The organism is Drancourtella massiliensis (assembly GCF_016900655.1).
Lineage (GTDB): Bacteria > Bacillota > Clostridia > Lachnospirales > Lachnospiraceae > Sellimonas > Sellimonas catena.
This window is the reverse complement of record NZ_JACJKH010000014.1, coordinates 24892-40489: the sequence shown is the minus strand read 5'-3', so window position 1 is coordinate 40489 and position 15598 is coordinate 24892. Positions and strand designations below refer to the sequence as shown.

General features: G+C 48.5%; 13 protein-coding genes, 1 pseudogene and 1 riboswitch. Of the genes and pseudogenes, 5 read left to right on the top strand and 9 right to left on the bottom strand.

From position 1 onward, the window contains the following. Window positions 1–19 precede the first annotated feature (19 nt). Complete coding sequence (locus H6A32_RS08985; RefSeq protein ID WP_204864177.1) at window positions 20–1462, top strand: UDP-N-acetylmuramoyl-tripeptide--D-alanyl-D-alanine ligase; 1443 nt, start codon at window positions 20–22, stop codon at window positions 1460–1462. Next, window positions 1459–2289, top strand: coding sequence for a Cof-type HAD-IIB family hydrolase (locus H6A32_RS08980; protein ID WP_346342261.1), 831 nt, complete (start codon window positions 1459–1461; stop codon window positions 2287–2289). Before H6A32_RS08985 ends, H6A32_RS08980 begins: the two co-directional genes overlap by 4 nt. A gap of 205 nt (window positions 2290–2494) precedes the next feature. Here the strand turns inward: H6A32_RS08980 and H6A32_RS08975 are convergent, their stop codons facing one another. From H6A32_RS08975 to H6A32_RS08965, 3 genes are all read right to left on the bottom strand, one after another. Continuing rightward, window positions 2495–3607 (bottom strand): aldo/keto reductase, encoded by a 1113-nt coding sequence (locus H6A32_RS08975; protein ID WP_087167079.1) that lies wholly within the window; start codon window positions 3605–3607, stop codon window positions 2495–2497. A gap of 144 nt (window positions 3608–3751) precedes the next feature. Next, window positions 3752–5650, bottom strand: a complete 1899-nt coding sequence (locus H6A32_RS08970; protein WP_204864176.1) for an ABC transporter ATP-binding protein — start codon at window positions 5648–5650, stop codon at window positions 3752–3754. A gap of 22 nt (window positions 5651–5672) precedes the next feature. Further along, a complete protein-coding gene (locus tag H6A32_RS08965) occupies window positions 5673–7412 on the bottom strand; it encodes an ABC transporter transmembrane domain-containing protein (protein WP_204864175.1) in 1740 nt (579 codons plus the stop codon). A gap of 177 nt (window positions 7413–7589) precedes the next feature. Between H6A32_RS08965 and H6A32_RS08960 the strand changes: the two genes are divergently transcribed. Next, window positions 7590–8480 (top strand): LysR family transcriptional regulator, encoded by an 891-nt coding sequence (locus H6A32_RS08960; RefSeq protein WP_087167076.1) that lies wholly within the window; start codon window positions 7590–7592, stop codon window positions 8478–8480. Between the two features lie 33 nt (window positions 8481–8513). Here the strand turns inward: H6A32_RS08960 and H6A32_RS16370 are convergent, their stop codons facing one another. The 5 genes and pseudogenes from H6A32_RS16370 to H6A32_RS08940 form a co-directional block, all read right to left on the bottom strand. Beyond that, window positions 8514–8957, bottom strand: coding sequence for a GNAT family N-acetyltransferase (locus tag H6A32_RS16370; protein ID WP_243128539.1), 444 nt, complete (start codon window positions 8955–8957; stop codon window positions 8514–8516). Between the two features lie 84 nt (window positions 8958–9041). Further along, a pseudogene (locus H6A32_RS16365) lies at window positions 9042–9548 on the bottom strand (O-acetyl-ADP-ribose deacetylase); the annotation flags it as partial. 23 nt (window positions 9549–9571) lie between these two features. Beyond that, on the bottom strand, window positions 9572–10240 hold the full coding sequence (locus H6A32_RS08950) for an HAD family hydrolase (RefSeq protein WP_204864173.1): 669 nt from the start codon (window positions 10238–10240) through the stop codon (window positions 9572–9574). Window positions 10241–10246: 6 nt separating this feature from the next. After that, window positions 10247–11899, bottom strand: a complete 1653-nt coding sequence (locus H6A32_RS08945; protein ID WP_204864172.1) for a glycoside hydrolase family 32 protein — start codon at window positions 11897–11899, stop codon at window positions 10247–10249. A gap of 148 nt (window positions 11900–12047) precedes the next feature. Next, complete coding sequence (locus H6A32_RS08940; RefSeq protein ID WP_204864171.1) at window positions 12048–12431, bottom strand: putative signal transducing protein; 384 nt, start codon at window positions 12429–12431, stop codon at window positions 12048–12050. Between the two features lie 179 nt (window positions 12432–12610). On the opposite strand from H6A32_RS08940, the gene H6A32_RS08935 reads away from it, so the two are divergent. Together H6A32_RS08935 and H6A32_RS08930 are read left to right on the top strand one after the other, a co-directional pair. Continuing rightward, window positions 12611–13600, top strand: coding sequence for an SPFH domain-containing protein (locus H6A32_RS08935; protein WP_087167071.1), 990 nt, complete (start codon window positions 12611–12613; stop codon window positions 13598–13600). 24 nt (window positions 13601–13624) lie between these two features. Then, the gene (locus H6A32_RS08930; RefSeq protein ID WP_087167070.1) at window positions 13625–13807 is read left to right on the top strand and encodes a hypothetical protein; all 183 of its coding nucleotides are present in this window, start codon (window positions 13625–13627) and stop codon (window positions 13805–13807) included. Window positions 13808–13867: 60 nt separating this feature from the next. Here the strand turns inward: H6A32_RS08930 and mgtE are convergent, their stop codons facing one another. After that, window positions 13868–15202, bottom strand: coding sequence for a magnesium transporter (gene mgtE / locus H6A32_RS08925; RefSeq protein ID WP_204864170.1), 1335 nt, complete (start codon window positions 15200–15202; stop codon window positions 13868–13870). Window positions 15203–15395: 193 nt separating this feature from the next. Further along, window positions 15396–15565: riboswitch (M-box (ykoK) riboswitch) on the bottom strand. Window positions 15566–15598: the final 33 nt, after the last annotated feature.

The window sequence follows — 15598 nt, the reverse complement described above, 5'->3', positions numbered from 1 at the left end:
CAAAGACAGGAGAACACATATGAAAGGATTATCACTGGCAGCTATTGCCTCCGCCTGCGGCGGCACCTGCTACGGACCGGAAGAGCTTCTCAGCCGGGAGATTACCGGCGTGGCGATTGACAGCCGCAAGATTGAAGAAGGATTTCTCTTCGTTCCAATCAAAGGTGCGCGCGTAGACGGACATGATTTTATAGAACAGGTTATGGAGAAAGGAGCACTGTGCTCCTTATCCGAACATTCCCTGGGAGACGTCCCGTACCCGTATATTGTTGTAGAGTCCACCGAACAGGCGCTCAAAGATCTGGCCCGCTATTACCGCAGCCGGCTGAATCTGAAAGTGATCGGCATTACGGGAAGCGTCGGCAAGACCAGCACCAAAGAGCTGATCGCCTCTGTTCTGGCGCAGAAATATCACGTACTGAAAACAGAAGGAAATTATAATAATGAGATCGGTCTTCCGCTGACCATTTTCCGGCTGACCGAAGAAGATGAAATCGCGGTTCTCGAAATGGGAATCGACCATTTCGGAGAAATGCACCGTCTGGCGGATATTGCAAGGCCGGATGTCTGTGTCATCACCAATATCGGATACGCACATCTGGAAAGTCTCGGTTCCCGTGAGGGAATCCTCAAAGCCAAGACTGAAATGTTCGATCACCTGCAGGATGAGTTCTGTGTTGTTTTAAATGGAGATGATGATATGCTGCGCACGGTCTCTGATGTGCGCGGGCAGAAACCGGTATTTTTCGGCATCGATTCTGCCGCTCCGGTTTTCGCATCCCACATTGAAAACAGAGGACTCAAGGGAACACTCTGCACAATCCAGCTTCCGGCATGCGGCGATTCCCCGGAGGCAACGATTCAGGCCGACATCCCGATTCCAGGAAAACACATGGTCTACAACGCTCTCGCAGGAGCTTACATCGGCCGTCTCTTCGGACTCTCAGCCGAGGAAATCGAATCCGGTATCCGGGCTCTCCAGCCGGTATCCGGACGGAATCACCAGATTGAGACCGATACTCTGACCATTCTGGATGACTGCTACAATGCCAATCCGGCATCCATGCGGGCATCCCTCGATGTCCTCGCCATGGCTTTGGGACGCCGCACCGCGGTTATGGGGGACATGAAAGAATTAGGCAAAGACGAAGACCGCCTTCATTTTGAAACCGGAGAATACGCTGCCCGCAAAGGCATCGACCAGATCATCTGCATCGGACCTCTGGCCGAACACATGTATCAAGGTGCCAAAAATATTGCCTCCGGCAATACCGTACTCTACTATCCGGACAAAGAACGCTTTTTAAACGACGTCTCTTCTTTATTTCAAAAGGGGGATACCGTCCTTGTAAAAGCTTCCAATTCCATGAAATTCTCTCAGATTGTGGAAACATTAAAAGAATTCGGCTGTAATGGATACTGCCACACAGGCAACAGCACGGAAAAAGGAGAAACATTATGATGGATTACCAGATCCTCGCCCTGGATCTTGACGGCACATTGACCAATTCCAAAAAGGAGATCACACCTCAGACCAAAAAGGCATTGATCCGGATACAGGAAAACGGAATCAAAGTAGTCCTTGCAAGCGGACGCCCAACAACCGGCGTCCTTCCCCTTGCAAAAGAACTGCAGCTGGAACGCTTTGGAAGCTACATTCTCTCCTTCAACGGCGGACGCATCACCGACTGCCGGAGCCGGGAGATCATCTACAACAGACACCTTCCAAAAAACATTGCTGCACCTCTGTTTGAAATCGTCAGACACTTTGATGTCGACATTGTAGGATATTCCGAGAAGGCCATACTGTCCGGGCTCCACACGAACCAGTACACCGAACTGGAATCCCGGATCAACGGGCTCCCGGTCCGCCATATCGAACCATTTACCGAACATATCGAGGCAGACAACAACAAATTCCTCATCACAGGAGAACCAGATGAAATCGCCCGTGTAAAAGACAAGCTCATCCCGCACTTTCACGGACTGCTCAACATCTACTGCTCCGACCCGTTCTTCCTCGAAATCATGCCGCAGAACATCGATAAGGCACACTCCCTTGCGAAACTCCTCGCAAGCATCGGACTGACCACCGACCAGATGATTTGCTGCGGAGACGGCTACAACGACATCACCATGATCCAGTCCGCAGGACTCGGCGTTGCCATGGCAAACGCACAGCCCGCCGTCAAAGAAGCCGCCGACTTCATCACACTCTCAAACGACGACGACGGTATCCTCTACGTCATCGGGGACGTGTTCCGATGCTTCGGAACCTGTCCCCAATGAATTTTTCATGAAAATGCCCGCCAGCCCTTGATTTTACTGGGCTGGCGGGTGTTTTTTGCGTTTTGGGGACGTGTTCCGGCGTTTCAGAACCTGTCCCCAATGAAAATTTTAAGAAAAAGCCCTCTAGCCCTTGATTTTACTGGGCTGGAAGGCATTTTTTGTATTTTGGGGACGTGTTCCGGTGAATCGGAACACGTCCCCAAAATTATTCAAACATCTGGGCTGCGTCTTTGAGGAGTTGGCGGATCTGGAGGTGTTGTGGGCAGGCTTTTTCGCATTTGCCGCACTGGATGCAGGCGGATGCTTTTCCTTTTTCTTTTGTGATGGTCTGGTAGTCTTCTTTGCTTTTTTCGTTTTCGTACTGAATTTTGTCGTTGACGCAGTTGAAGATTTCCGGGATCGGGATCTGTTTTGGGCATCCGTCGGTGCAGTACCGGCATGTGGTGCAGGAGATCATTTTCTGTGCGTTGAAGATCTCTGCTGCCGTTTTGACTGCGTCCTGTTCTTCGGGTGTGAGTGGCTGAAACCGGGTCATGAAGCTTAAGTTATCGTTCATCTGTTCCATGTCGCTCATGCCGGAGAGTACCATCATGACATTGTCAAAGCTTGCAGCGAAGCGGATGGCGTAGCTTGCGTTTGTTCCGCCGTGGAGTGCGTCGAGTGTGTCCTGTGCTTTTTTCGGCAGGCGGATGAGTTTTCCTCCTTTGACCGGTTCCATGACGATGACCGGCTTTCCGTGTTTCCGGCAGACGTCATAGCAGGCTTTGCTCTGTACTTCTTCATCAAGATAGTCTGCATAGTTGAACTGGAGCTGTACGACTTCCAGCTCCGGGTGATCTGTGAGAATGCGATCCAGTACTTCGGCGCTGTCGTGGAAGGAGATTCCGACGTGGCGGACTTTTCCTTCTTCTTTTAATCTCTGAGCTGTTTCATAGGCGTGGCATTTCTGGAATTTTTTATAATTTTCTGCGTTCTGTGCGTGCATCAGGTAGAAATCGAAGTAGGACACGCCGCACGCTTCCAGCTGGCTTTCAAAGAATGGGCGGATATCTTCTTCTGTCTCGAAGTATGGTTCTGTCAGTTTGTCTGTCAAAATAAAGCTTTCTCTTGGGTACCGTTTTACAAGGCATTCCCGGATGGCTGTCTCGCTTTTTCCTTTTAAGTAGCCTCTGGCCGTGTCAAAATAATTGAATCCGGCCTCCAGGAAGGTGTCTACCATCCTGGTAAATTCCTGCTGATCTACTTCTTCGCCGTTCATTGGAAGGCGCATGCATCCGAATCCAAAATTCTTTTTTACATTTTCAAATCTGTTGCTCATGTTGTCTTCACCGCTTTCTTTTTTCTTCTCCTTTTATTGTAATCCAATCTTTCATCCCAGGCAATCATTTCTCACACACAAAAGCTCCGCCTGCGGGAGAAGGAATCCCGCCGGGCGGAGCTTTGTCTGAAAAGAGATGTGTCTCTAGGAAGCAAAGTTTCCTGTATAGAGTTGATAATATTTTCCTTTTGCCTCGATAAGGTCATCGTGGGTGCCTCGTTCAATGATACGCCCCTGTTCCATAACCATAATGCAGTCTGAATTCTTGACTGTAGACAGGCGGTGGGCAATGACAAAGGTGGTCCGTCCTTTCATGAGGGCATCCATTCCGGCCTGTACGAGTTTCTCGGTACGGGTATCGATAGATGAAGTCGCCTCATCAAGAATCAGTGCCGGCGGATCCGCAACTGCCGCCCGGGCAATAGCGAGAAGCTGCCGCTGTCCCTGGCTTAAGTTGGATCCGTCTCCCGTCAGCATGGTATTATAGCCGTCAGGCAGCCGCCGGATAAATCCGTCCGCATTCGCAAGTTCTGCCGCCTTGATACATTCTTCGTCCGTGGCGTCAAGTTTTCCGTACCGGATATTTTCCATTACCGTACCGGTAAACAAATGGGTATCCTGAAGGACCATACCAAGAGATCTTCTCAGATCCTGCTTTTTGATTTTGTTAATATTGATGTCATCATACCGGATTTTCCCGTCCGCAATATCGTAGAACCGGTTGATCAGGTTTGTAATCGTCGTTTTTCCTGCACCCGTCGCGCCGACAAACGCAATCTTCTGTCCCGGTTTTGCATAGAGACTGATATTGTGCAGGACAATCTTGTCTTCGTTATATCCGAAATCGACATCATCCAATACAACGCCGCCTTCCAGTCTGCGGTATGTAATGGTGCCCTCCGCCTTATGCGGATGTTTCCACGCCCAGATATTGGTCCGCACCGGGGATTCAATCAGATTGCCGTTCTCATCCTCTTCGGCATTGACCAGTTCCACATATCCTTCGTCCTTCTCCGGCTCCTGATCCATCAGTTCAAAGACACGCTGTGCTCCGGCTGCCGCATTGACCACGAAGTTGATCTGCTGGCTTACCTGGGTAATCGGGTTGGTAAAGCTTCGGTTCAGTCCCACAAAGGTAACAACAGTACCGATGGTAACTCCTGCCAGCCCGTTGATCCCGAGGATTGCTCCTACAATAGCCACCAGCGCATAGCTGATCCACCCGATATTGGCGTTAATCGGCATGAGCAGGTTGGCATAACGGTTCGCCTTGTTTGTACTGTCACGAAGCCGTTCATTGACTTTGTGAAAATCCGCCATCGCTTCCTGTTCATGGCAGAACACCTTCACAACCTTCTGCCCGTCCAGCATTTCTTCGATGAATCCATCCACTGCACCAAGATCGATCTGCTGGCGGACATAATATTTTCCGGACAGTTTGGAAAAGTTGGCTGTTACAAGCAGCATGATACATGCTGTCAAGATGGAAATAACGGTAAGCGCCGGATTTAAAATAATCATTGTAATCAATGTTGCAATCATGGATATCACGGAGTTGATAATCTGCGGAATACTCTGGCTTAAAAGCTGTCTCAATGTATCCACGTCATTGGTATAGACCGACATGATATCGCCATGTGCATGGGTGTCGAAATATTTGATCGGCAGAGACTCCATCCTGCGGAACAGATCATCTCTTAAATGCCGCATCGTTCCCTGGCTGACATTGACCATGATCCTGTTATAGGTAAATGCCGTGATAACTCCCGTTGCCATTATGCATACCAGACGAATCAGGTCTGAAGCCAGACTGCTGAAATCCCTGGAGCCGCTTTCGAGCATTGGTGTAATGTGATCATCAATCAACGTCTGGGGGAATGTCGCCCCTACAACAGTTGCGATGGCAGTAATCAAAATGCAGATAACTACAATCAAAAACGGAATTTTGTAATAATGAAGCATATATCGAATGACCCTGTTGATCAGCCTGACGGCTGTATTTACTCTGGATCCTGATGGTTTTTCATTGATCTTTTCGCTCATAACACTGTTTCCTCCTTTCTGATTATGCCGGCTGGTCAAAGTCGCCGCTGCCTTCCAGCTGCGAGTTGTAAATTTCCTGATAAATTGCATTGTGTTTCAGCAGGTTTTCATGTGTATCGAACGCATCGATCTTTCCTTCATCCAGAACAAGAATCCTGTCTGCGGACTCCACACTGGAAACACGCTGTGCAATAATAATCTTTGTTGTTCCCGGAATCTTCTTTGCAAAGGCTGCCCGGATGTTTGCATCGGTCGCCGTATCTACCGCGCTGGTAGAATCATCAAGGATCAGTACTTTCGGTTTTTTCAAAAGTGCACGCGCAATACACAGACGCTGCTTCTGTCCTCCGGAAACGTTGGCTCCTCCCCGCTCGATCCGGGTTTCATATCCTCCCGGCATCCGGTCAATAAATTCATCCGCGCACGCTGCTTTGCATGCCTCAATACACTCTTCCTCTGTGGCATCCGGATTTCCCCATCTTAGGTTATCCAGAATCGTTCCCGAGAACAGGGTATTTTTCTGAAGCACAACGGAAACCTGATTCCGAAGCACTTCGGTATCATATTTTCGGACATCCACGCCGCCTACACAGACAGAGCCTTCATCCACGTCATAGAGCCGGCAGATCAGATTGACAAGGCTGCTTTTCCCGGAACCGGTTCCTCCGATTACACCAACTGTCTCACCGCTTTTAATGTGAAGATCAATATCAGAAAGAGCATTTTTACCGCTTCCATGTTTATAGGAAAAGTTCACATGGTTAAAATCAATCCGGCCGTCCTCAACTTTCATCACCGGATTCTCCGGATCTGTCAGGTCCGGCTTTTCATCGAGCACTTCACTGATACGGCGGATACTTGCCATGGACATACTGATCATAACCACTACCATGGACAGCATCATCAGGCTCATCAGAAGCGACATGATATAACTGAACAGGCTGGTCAGATCTCCTGTTGTCAGTGATCCTTCCACAATAAACTGCGCGCCGAACCAGGAGACGGAAATAATGCAGAAGTAAACCGCAACCATCATGGCCGGGTTATTGAATGCCAGAAGTCCTTCTGCCTTAACGGATAGATCGTAGAGAATCCTGGATGCTTTTGCAAATTTTTTATTTTCATAGTCTTCACGTACAAATGCTTTTACCACACGGATTGCAGTGACATTCTCCTGTACACTCGCGTTCAAATCATCATACCGGCGGAAAACCTGACGGAAAATTTTCAGAGTGATGACCATGATCGATCCAATTACAACCACAAGGAACACAACCGCAATCAGGAACATGCCGCTGAGTCTCCGGTTAATAATCATACACATGGTAAAACTGAAAATCAGGTTTAACGGTGCCCGGACTGCCACGCGGATCACCATCATGTAGGCATTCTGCACGTTGGTAATATCCGTTGTCATACGTGTAACAAGTCCAGGCACACTGAATTTGTCAATATTGGAAAAGGAAAAGGTCTGAATATTGGCATAGATTGCCTCCCGCAGATTTGCGGACAGACCGGATGCGGCGCTTGCAGCATTTTTTCCTGCCATCGCTCCAAAGATCAGGCTCAGAAATGCCATGACAATCATCAGGGCACCATAACGATATACGACGGAAAGATTCGACTGCTCCAGTCCTCTGTCAATAATAATGGCCGTAACAAAGGGCATGAGTATTTCCATAATTACTTCGAGAGCGGTCAGTCCAATACACAGAAAGGTATCCCGTTTATACTTTCCCAGCTGTTGTAATACTTTTCTCACTGTAAAAACCTCCTGTCCATTTACTCTTTTACCTTATTTTTAATTTTTCCAGTACCGGATGCTTTTTGTCAGCTTCCGAACTGTCTCCTATTTATTAAATCACAAATTTCCTTGAATGAAAAATGAAAAAATGGTATCATTAATGCTACAAACGCAATAATAGAAAGGAACGGAACCATGAATACACAACAGCTGAAAACATTTGTCCAGGTGGCGGAAAACCTGAACTTTGCAAGAGCCGCTGAATCTCTCAATATTACCCAGTCCGCAGTCTCCCGCCAGATTCATGCTCTGGAAGAGGAACTGGATACCAAACTGCTGCACCGGACCACAAGGACTGTCCGCCTCACCCCTGCCGGAATCAGCTTTCTTGACGATGCAAAGCAGATCATAGAACGACTGAAATACGCTACCGCCAAAATTCAGCACCACACCGCTGCTGCCATGCAGGTGGTCTCCATCGGGTGTGGAAGCGAGGCCCACCTTGATTTTCTAAACGGCATTCTCGATTCCTGCTTAAAGGAGATGCCTGCGTTTCATCCGTTTCTGAGAATCATCTCACACCGCTCGCTTCTGAATCTGTTTTATCAGGGAGAGCTTGATCTTCTGATCGGATTCCAAAGCGACATCCCTTTAAAAGGAAACGTCGTTTACGATGAACTGCTCCATATCCCGCTTTGCTGCGTATTTCCGCGCGGTCATGCCTATGCCGGAAAAAAGGAAGTTTACGAACAGGATCTTCTTTCAGAACGCCTTGTTTTCTGCAACTCCTATGCGCTTCCTGCCGGCGCCTTGGAATATCAGAACCGCATCACCGGTTATCTGCCGCCCGAATCGGTTTACTTCTGTGATAATTATCAGGCAGCTCTGACACTGGTCCGTACCGGATATGGATACTGCATCCTTCCGCAGTCCCGATTCCCGGATGAACAGCTGTGCTACATTCCTCTCGCCGGCACGGATCCTTTATCCTACGGAATTTTCTATAAAAAAGGAGTGGATAACCCACCCTTGAAAAAATTTATCTCTATCGCAAAAAGGAGTGTGAAAGAGGATTTCCTCTCATGAAAATAAAGCCATGGGAGCTGTCTGTCCCATGGCTTATATTTCCTTACAAAGAATATGGCGAAGCGATCTGCCGTATTTTTCTTTCGTCGCCCGGATTCCGTAACCCCGCTTCTGCACATTGGAAAGGCTGTACGGGTTGTCCGGATGAACGGTCGCCAGCAGATAACGCATGCCCCGTTTCTTCATTTCCTCTTCGCAGACTTCCATCATCCTGTCCTGCAGATGATGCCCGCGGTAAAGAGGATCCACAGCTGCCGTATCCATATGCGCCGACAAAAGCAGCTGTTCTTTTGAAAATCCCAGATCATTGCCAAGGTTGTACGGGACATCCCCCGGGATCTCCACAAGAAAACATCCTGCAGGAATTCCCTCCTGCTTAGTCCTTGCAATGACTGCAAATCCGGCGTTCTCTTCTTCCTTTACACACACTTCCAGAAATTCTTTCCCGTCTTCGTAAAACCAGTCCGGATTCTCCATATGAGCAACGGTTGTTTCCATCAGTTTCTGAATATCCGCAAGATCCGTTTCTTTGGCTTTCCGGATCACAAATTCGGCCTGTCCGATTTCCTGATATGCCTCTTCGTAGGCCTTCTTTGTTTCTTCATCAAAGCATACCATCACCACTTCCCGGACCGTGCTCTGGGTATGAAGAAATGTAAGAATCTCCCTGACAGCCGTCTTTGCCGCAAGGGAAACCGGGTATCCGTAGATTCCGGTACTGATGGACGGGAAGGCTACAGTATTCCGTTCATAGCAGGCTGCAAGCTTTAAACTGTTCCGGTAACAGGAGGCCAGAATCTGTTCCTCTCCACAGTTTCCGCCACGGTATACCGGCCCCGGTGTGTGAATGACATAGTCCGCCGGAAGGCGGTAGCCTTTTGTGATCTTCGCTTCACCGGGCCTGCATCCATTGAGAGTACGGCACTCTTCCAGAAGGTCCGGTCCCGCTGCCCGGTGGATGGCGCCGTCCACTCCGCCTCCTCCAAGCAGCGATGGATTCGCCGCATTGACGATGGCATCCGCTCTGCATTTTGTAATATCTCCTTTGATAATCCGAAATGTTCCCATCTGTATTCCTCCAGTTTCTGACTTTACTCTTCCTCTTTGTTCCATTCCAGGATAATCTGCGGAATGTCACAAAGTGTGTCTGCCTTCCGGTCAATGAGCGAAAAAAGCTCCTCATCCGGCTGTGTCAGATCCGGCACCATAATGACACAGCAGCCGGCGCCGGATGCCGCACGAACGCCGTTTGGCGAATCCTCCACCGCCGCACATTCTTCCGGTTTTCTTCCGATCTTCCTGCATGCATATTCATACACATCCGGAAACGGCTTGCCGCGCTCTACCATAGTAGCACAGACGATGTCGTCAAACAGATCCAGAATTCCAATTTCACTTAAATAGCTTCTCGTCCGCTCTTCGTCCGTTGCCGTCACAACGGCAGTCTGATATCCGGCTTCCCGAAGCCCGCAGAGCACTTCGTCCACACCGCCCTTCTTCTCGATTCCATTTGCTCTCAGATGCTCGCTCATCAGCTCTTTTCTCCGCTCCCGGATAGCCCAATAATCGTACTGCTCACCATACGTCTTTGCGAACCATGGGGCAGCGTACCTGCTGGCAAAACTGCGGAACTGATAAGAATCCTCTTCTGTCAGCAAAAGCCCGGCTTCTTCTGCCGCCTGTCTCCAGAACCGGGTCAGGTATTTTTCCGTATCAATCAGAACACCGTCCATATCAAAGAGTACTGCTTTTATTCTCATCTTCTCTTACCATATTCCTTCCATCTTTTCTACAAGCAGGGATTTCACCGCACCCTTTTCCTGTACGTGGAACTCAAAGTTCCCCATCTCGGACTGCTGATAAAACTTCTTCGCTCCTGCCGCCTGCCCTTCATTTAAAAATACCTCGCAGACATTCCGGTCCACAAAAACTTCCACCACTGTCACCTGATCAATGTCCGCAGGATAGAGAATATTTTTCGCTCCTTCCCCGACAGTCCGGAAACGGCACTGTCCGTCTTTCTGCTCCAGATAGAGCTTGCGGTCCTTCCATTTATAAAGCGTCATGCGGAAATCCGCCGAATGTTCCAGTTCCAGTCTGACATAGTAGGTGTTCCCTTCGATTCCGGAAAGTTCCACATTCTCGTCACATCCTTCATAGACCGGGTAACGGATCAGCTGATAAATTCCCTGAACCGGATTCTGGTACAGCCTTCCATCCTTGACATGGAGCACCCTCGGAATACTCATGCTTCCGCAGGCTCCATTTACTGATTTGACATGTTCCTTTGCAACATCGCTGATCCAGCCGATGGCAACTCTCCCGATCTCGGTTTCAAGTGTCTGCACGGCATAAAAATCCGCGCCGAAATCATATAGTCCCTTCGTCTCCGCATGGAACTGATCCTGATACCATTCTCCGATATGGTAATAGGTCCCGTTTTTCCTTCCGTGCTCGTCCACATTGCCGCAGTATCCGGCTGTCAGCACCCACTGATTGTCCAGTTTGTAAAGATCCGGGCATTCCAGAGGAAAACATCCTTCCTCCTGCTTTTCCTCGAAGATCTCCTGACAGTACGTCCACTGCACAAGATTGTAGGACTTATAAAGCGCAACCGCCGGGTGTTCCTTTGTCCGTGTGCCGATGATCATCTTGTATTCGCCATCTTCAAAAAATACTTTCGGATCCCGGAAATCCTGGATTTCCTCATCTTCCGGTCCATCGATAATCCGGCTCTCCCGTTCCCACGAAATTCCGTCCCAGCTTTCCGTCATGACCTGGTATTCCCTCATATTCTGCGGTTCTTTCCGCTTTCCGATATGTCTTGTAAAGAACAGCCTCATTTTCTGCTCATCATCAATCAGCGCAGTCCCCGAAAACGCTCCTCCCACAAGTTCCGGATGATTCAGAATCTCCTGCTGCGGCTCCATGCACACCGGGAGGTGTACCCAGTGAATCAGATCCTGGCTGACTGCATGTCCCCAGTACATATTGTCCCACTCTTCCGAGAATGGATGAAACTGGTAAAACAGATGATAGTATCCGTGATAAAAGCAAAAGCCGTTCGGATCATTCATCCATCCCTTCAGTGGTGAGAGATGAAACTGATTTCGCACCGGCGTATCGTACCATCCTGCCCACTGGCTTTTACCGTAAAATCTGCCGTCCTGGATCAGGCAGATTCCCCGCTCCATGATATTTTCACATCCGCTTAAATACGCGTAGGAAATCTCGCAGTCCTCGGGCGTCATCTCATAGGTTGTTCCCTGGTTGACAGCGATCCGCATCCACTTTCTGTACTGGTCAATCCGGAACATCTTGCGCGCGCTTCCGGAAATCATATGAAGTCTGCCTGTCTTCCCAGGTTCTGTCTTAATAAACAATTCCAGCTGTCTGTATTTTTGTGTATTAAATCTCATGTTTTTCCTCCTGTTCTCAGGCGTATTTGTCGTCAGTTATCTATTTCTACTGTACAGTTTATCACAAAGCGCCGCATTAAAAAAGCGGTATCCCTTCCGAACGCTCGACAAAATCCGGCCGGAAACGATACCGCCTTCCCTTTGATGTCTACAGAATGATGCTTACAAGAATTCCCGCAGTCAAAAGAATCAGAAGAATCCCTACACTGACCTGAAGCCATCTAGGATTTTTGACCTCCTGATCTGAAATTTCATCTTCCGGCTCCACATCTATCTCAGATTCCGCAAGAATCGATTCGATAATTACTCCTGCCTGCTCCGTATCCCGTCCATCTACATAGATCTTCTCTCCGAAGATCGAATTCCCCGTATACACATCCATAACTCCTCCGGCCCCTCTGGCCTCGCGGAATCCCTGAATGCCGTTTCTCTGAAGTGCCTCCAAAAGCATCTCGGCCTCGATTCTGTCGCCTGCCGTATAAATGCAGACCGGACTCATAGCCTCCACTTTTTCCCTTCTTACTGCTCTCATACGAACACCTCTTTTCCTTTACACCAGCGGATTTTCTGATCAAAGATTTCTATCTTTATTATACTTCTGTTTTTTCTCATTTTCAATTCGGATTTCCCTTGACAAGACCTGTTTTAAGATCTATTATGATATCAAAATAATATCACTTTAACTCATGTTTGAATGAAGGAGGAAGAGTTATGGAGGCAAAAGAATCCCTGATCCAGGAGGAACGGATTATTCACGCATTGAACGGTTTTCTCATGTTGTTTGTCAGTACCGTAGTACTGATAGCAGGTACCGCTCTTTTTATCGCAGGACCCGTTTTTTACAGCATGGACCGGGTATCCGGCGGACTTTGCGGTGTTCTCGTGACGCTTGGCATCATCCTTTTCGTTGTTGCCATCATTTTGTACTGCGGACTGAAGATTCTCAATCCGAACGAAGCCCTTGTATTTGCACTCTTTGGTAAATACTACGGCACGATCAAAAAGTCCGGCTACTACTGGGTAAACCCTTTCTGCTCGGCAATCAACCCGACAGGAAACAAAGCCGGTTTTACCGTTTCAGCCGGCGGACGTACTTCCGTAACGCCTGCCGCGAAAAAGATTTCTCTTAAGACAATGACTCTCGACAATGCAAAGCAGAAAGTCAATGACGAACTGGGAAATCCGGTGGAGATCGGCGCCATTGTCATCTGGAAGGTTGTAAATCCGACGCAGGCTGTCATCAACGTGGAGAATTATAAAAACTACCTCTCCATCCAGTGCGATGCCATCATCCGGAATACGGCCCGCATGTATCCTTACGACACAAGCGAAAAGGGTGACGAAAAGTCTCTGCGCGGCAGCAGCCAGGAGATTGCGGATATCATGCAGCTGGAGCTTCAGGAAAAGGTAAAAGATGCCGGTATCCAGATCATTGACGTGCGTATCACCCATCTGGCTTACGCACCGGAGATCGCGTCCGCCATGCTTCAGAGGCAGCAGGCCGCAGCCATCATTGACGCACGCCAGAAGATCGTGGAAGGTGCAGTCGGCATGGTGCAGATGGCTCTGGATAAGCTGAATGAAAATGATATTGTAGAGCTTGACGAAGAACGCAAAGCCGCCATGGTCAGCAATCTTCTTGTCGTACTGTGCGGCAACAAGGACGCGCAGCCGATCGTAAACAGCGGTACCATCTATTAAAATCAGGAAAAGGTGGGACACATTTTGGAGAAAAATACGACTGAAAAGGGAAAAGCCAAAAAACAGGTCCCTTTAAGGCTCTCCCAGAGCCTTTATAACGAAATCGCCCAATGGGCAGAAGATGATTTCCGTTCCATGAACGGGCAGATCGAATATCTTTTGACCGAGTGTGTGAAATACCGGAAAAAGAAACTGAATAAAGAGTAAAAAACAGGAAGAGTTTCCAGGCCGGAACTCTTCCTGTTTTTTTATTCTTTATGCTTTTTTCTAAACAAGATGTAACAGGTGTGTTGCCACCTGAAAGTATACCATGATAGAGCAGACGTCCACGATCGTTGTGATCAGCGGCGCCGCCATGATGGCCGGATCCAGGCGCAGCTTCTTTGCGACAAGCGGAAGCACACATCCGATCAGCTTCGCGATCAGAATTGTCGCAACAAGTGAGATCGATACAAGAAGTGCCAGCATCGGATCATGGTAACGGATCACCATATAAATTCCGTTGACTACCGCAAGAGCCGCTCCCACAAGAATGGCCACCCGGAACTCTTTGAAAATCACCTTGAAAATATCTTTAAAATGAATCTCGTCAAGGGCAATACCGCGGATAATCAGCGTCGAGCTCTGGGAGCCGCAGTTTCCGCCGGTGTCCGTCAGCATCGGGATGAAGGAAACGAGAAGCGGAACGGCAGTAAATGCTTCCTGATAGTGCGCGATGATCGTCTGTGTCAGCGTCGCGGAAAGCATCAGCACCAGAAGCCATCCGATCCGGTTTCTTGCGTGTTTGATCACGCCTGTTTCAAAATATGGCTGTTCACTCGGGCTTAATGCATTCATGATTTCCATATCTTCTGTCGTCTCATCGACGAGGACATCCATTGCGTCATCAACCGTCACGATTCCAACCATATACCCCTGCTGGTCCAGAACCGGAAGTGCCAGAAGGTCGTATTTGGAAAGCAGATGCACTGCTTCCTCCTGGTCGGTGTGGGTTGTGACGGAAATAATCTCTGTCTCCATCAGTTCTTCCATCGTCATGTCATCGTCCATTGTCATCAGATCCTTGGCTGAAACAATCCCGACAAGCCTTCTGTTTTCCAGCACATAACAGGTATAAATCGTTTCCTTGTGAATCCCGGTCTTTTTGATATGGTCCATGGCCTCTTTGACCGTCGTCGTCCGGCGCAGATCCACATACTCCGTCGTCATGATGCTGCCCGCACTGTCCTCCGGATAATTCAGAATCGTATTGATCTGCGCACGTCTTTCTTTATCGACCTGCTCCAGGATCCGCGTCACCAGATTGGCCGGCAGCTCCTCCAGCAGATCGACCGTGTCGTCCATGTAAAGCTCGTCAATCAAGTCTTTCAGCTCTTTTTCCGTAAACATTTCCACCAGATAAGTCTGCATGGAGCTGCTCATCTCCGCAAATACTTCCGCCGCTTTTGCTTTTTCAATCAGGCGGAACGCCAGAATCATTTCCTTATCTTCCAGCTCGGCAAGAAGAGCTGCAATGTCTACGGTATTCATGACCTCCAGAATACTTCTGACTGCCTTGAACTCTTTTTTCTTCAAGAGGTCTGTTAAAATCTGTCTGTTCATAGCAATCCCTACTTTCTTTTATGAATTTTTCCATGTAACAATACGAGTCATAACTGCCTCCAGCATCCATTGCACCTCACCTGCCTTTCTTTTATCGGACGTTACTGTTCATTCCGTGGAACATTTTGTTTTACAGGGAAGAAATTTCCTGTGAAACAAAAAAATCTCCGGCAAAAACCGGAGATACCTGATCCTGTCCTTTCTTACGTACAAGCTTTAGTATCACAGGGCATAAAAACTGCGTTAGGTTATGCCTTATCGCCGACATAACCTGTTGACCAGCGCATTGTGTCTCCACAATTTAGCGGCAGCAATCTTAGGTGTCCCAGATCCCTGTGGTAACCTCACCTACCGATTTCCTATACCATCATACTTCGATTATCATCCGGTGTCAAG

What these genes read in the sequence shown, in the direction of transcription:
- H6A32_RS08985 (WP_204864177.1), top strand. Translation starts at nt 20, where the DNA reads ATGAAAGGATTATCACTGGCAGCTATTGCCTCCGCCTGCGGCGGCACC.
- H6A32_RS08980 (WP_346342261.1), top strand. Translation starts at nt 1,459, where the DNA reads ATGATGGATTACCAGATCCTCGCCCTGGATCTTGACGGCACATTGACC.
- H6A32_RS08975 (WP_087167079.1), bottom strand. Translation starts at nt 3,607, where the DNA reads ATGAGCAACAGATTTGAAAATGTAAAAAAGAATTTTGGATTCGGATGC.
- H6A32_RS08970 (WP_204864176.1), bottom strand. Translation starts at nt 5,650, where the DNA reads ATGAGCGAAAAGATCAATGAAAAACCATCAGGATCCAGAGTAAATACA.
- H6A32_RS08960 (WP_087167076.1), top strand. Translation starts at nt 7,590, where the DNA reads ATGAATACACAACAGCTGAAAACATTTGTCCAGGTGGCGGAAAACCTG.
- H6A32_RS16370 (WP_243128539.1), bottom strand. Translation starts at nt 8,957, where the DNA reads ATGGAGAATCCGGACTGGTTTTACGAAGACGGGAAAGAATTTCTGGAA.
- H6A32_RS08950 (WP_204864173.1), bottom strand. Translation starts at nt 10,240, where the DNA reads ATGAGAATAAAAGCAGTACTCTTTGATATGGACGGTGTTCTGATTGAT.
- H6A32_RS08945 (WP_204864172.1), bottom strand. Translation starts at nt 11,899, where the DNA reads ATGAGATTTAATACACAAAAATACAGACAGCTGGAATTGTTTATTAAG.
- H6A32_RS08940 (WP_204864171.1), bottom strand. Translation starts at nt 12,431, where the DNA reads ATGAGAGCAGTAAGAAGGGAAAAAGTGGAGGCTATGAGTCCGGTCTGC.
- H6A32_RS08935 (WP_087167071.1), top strand. Translation starts at nt 12,611, where the DNA reads ATGGAGGCAAAAGAATCCCTGATCCAGGAGGAACGGATTATTCACGCA.
- mgtE (WP_204864170.1), bottom strand. Translation starts at nt 15,202, where the DNA reads ATGAACAGACAGATTTTAACAGACCTCTTGAAGAAAAAAGAGTTCAAG.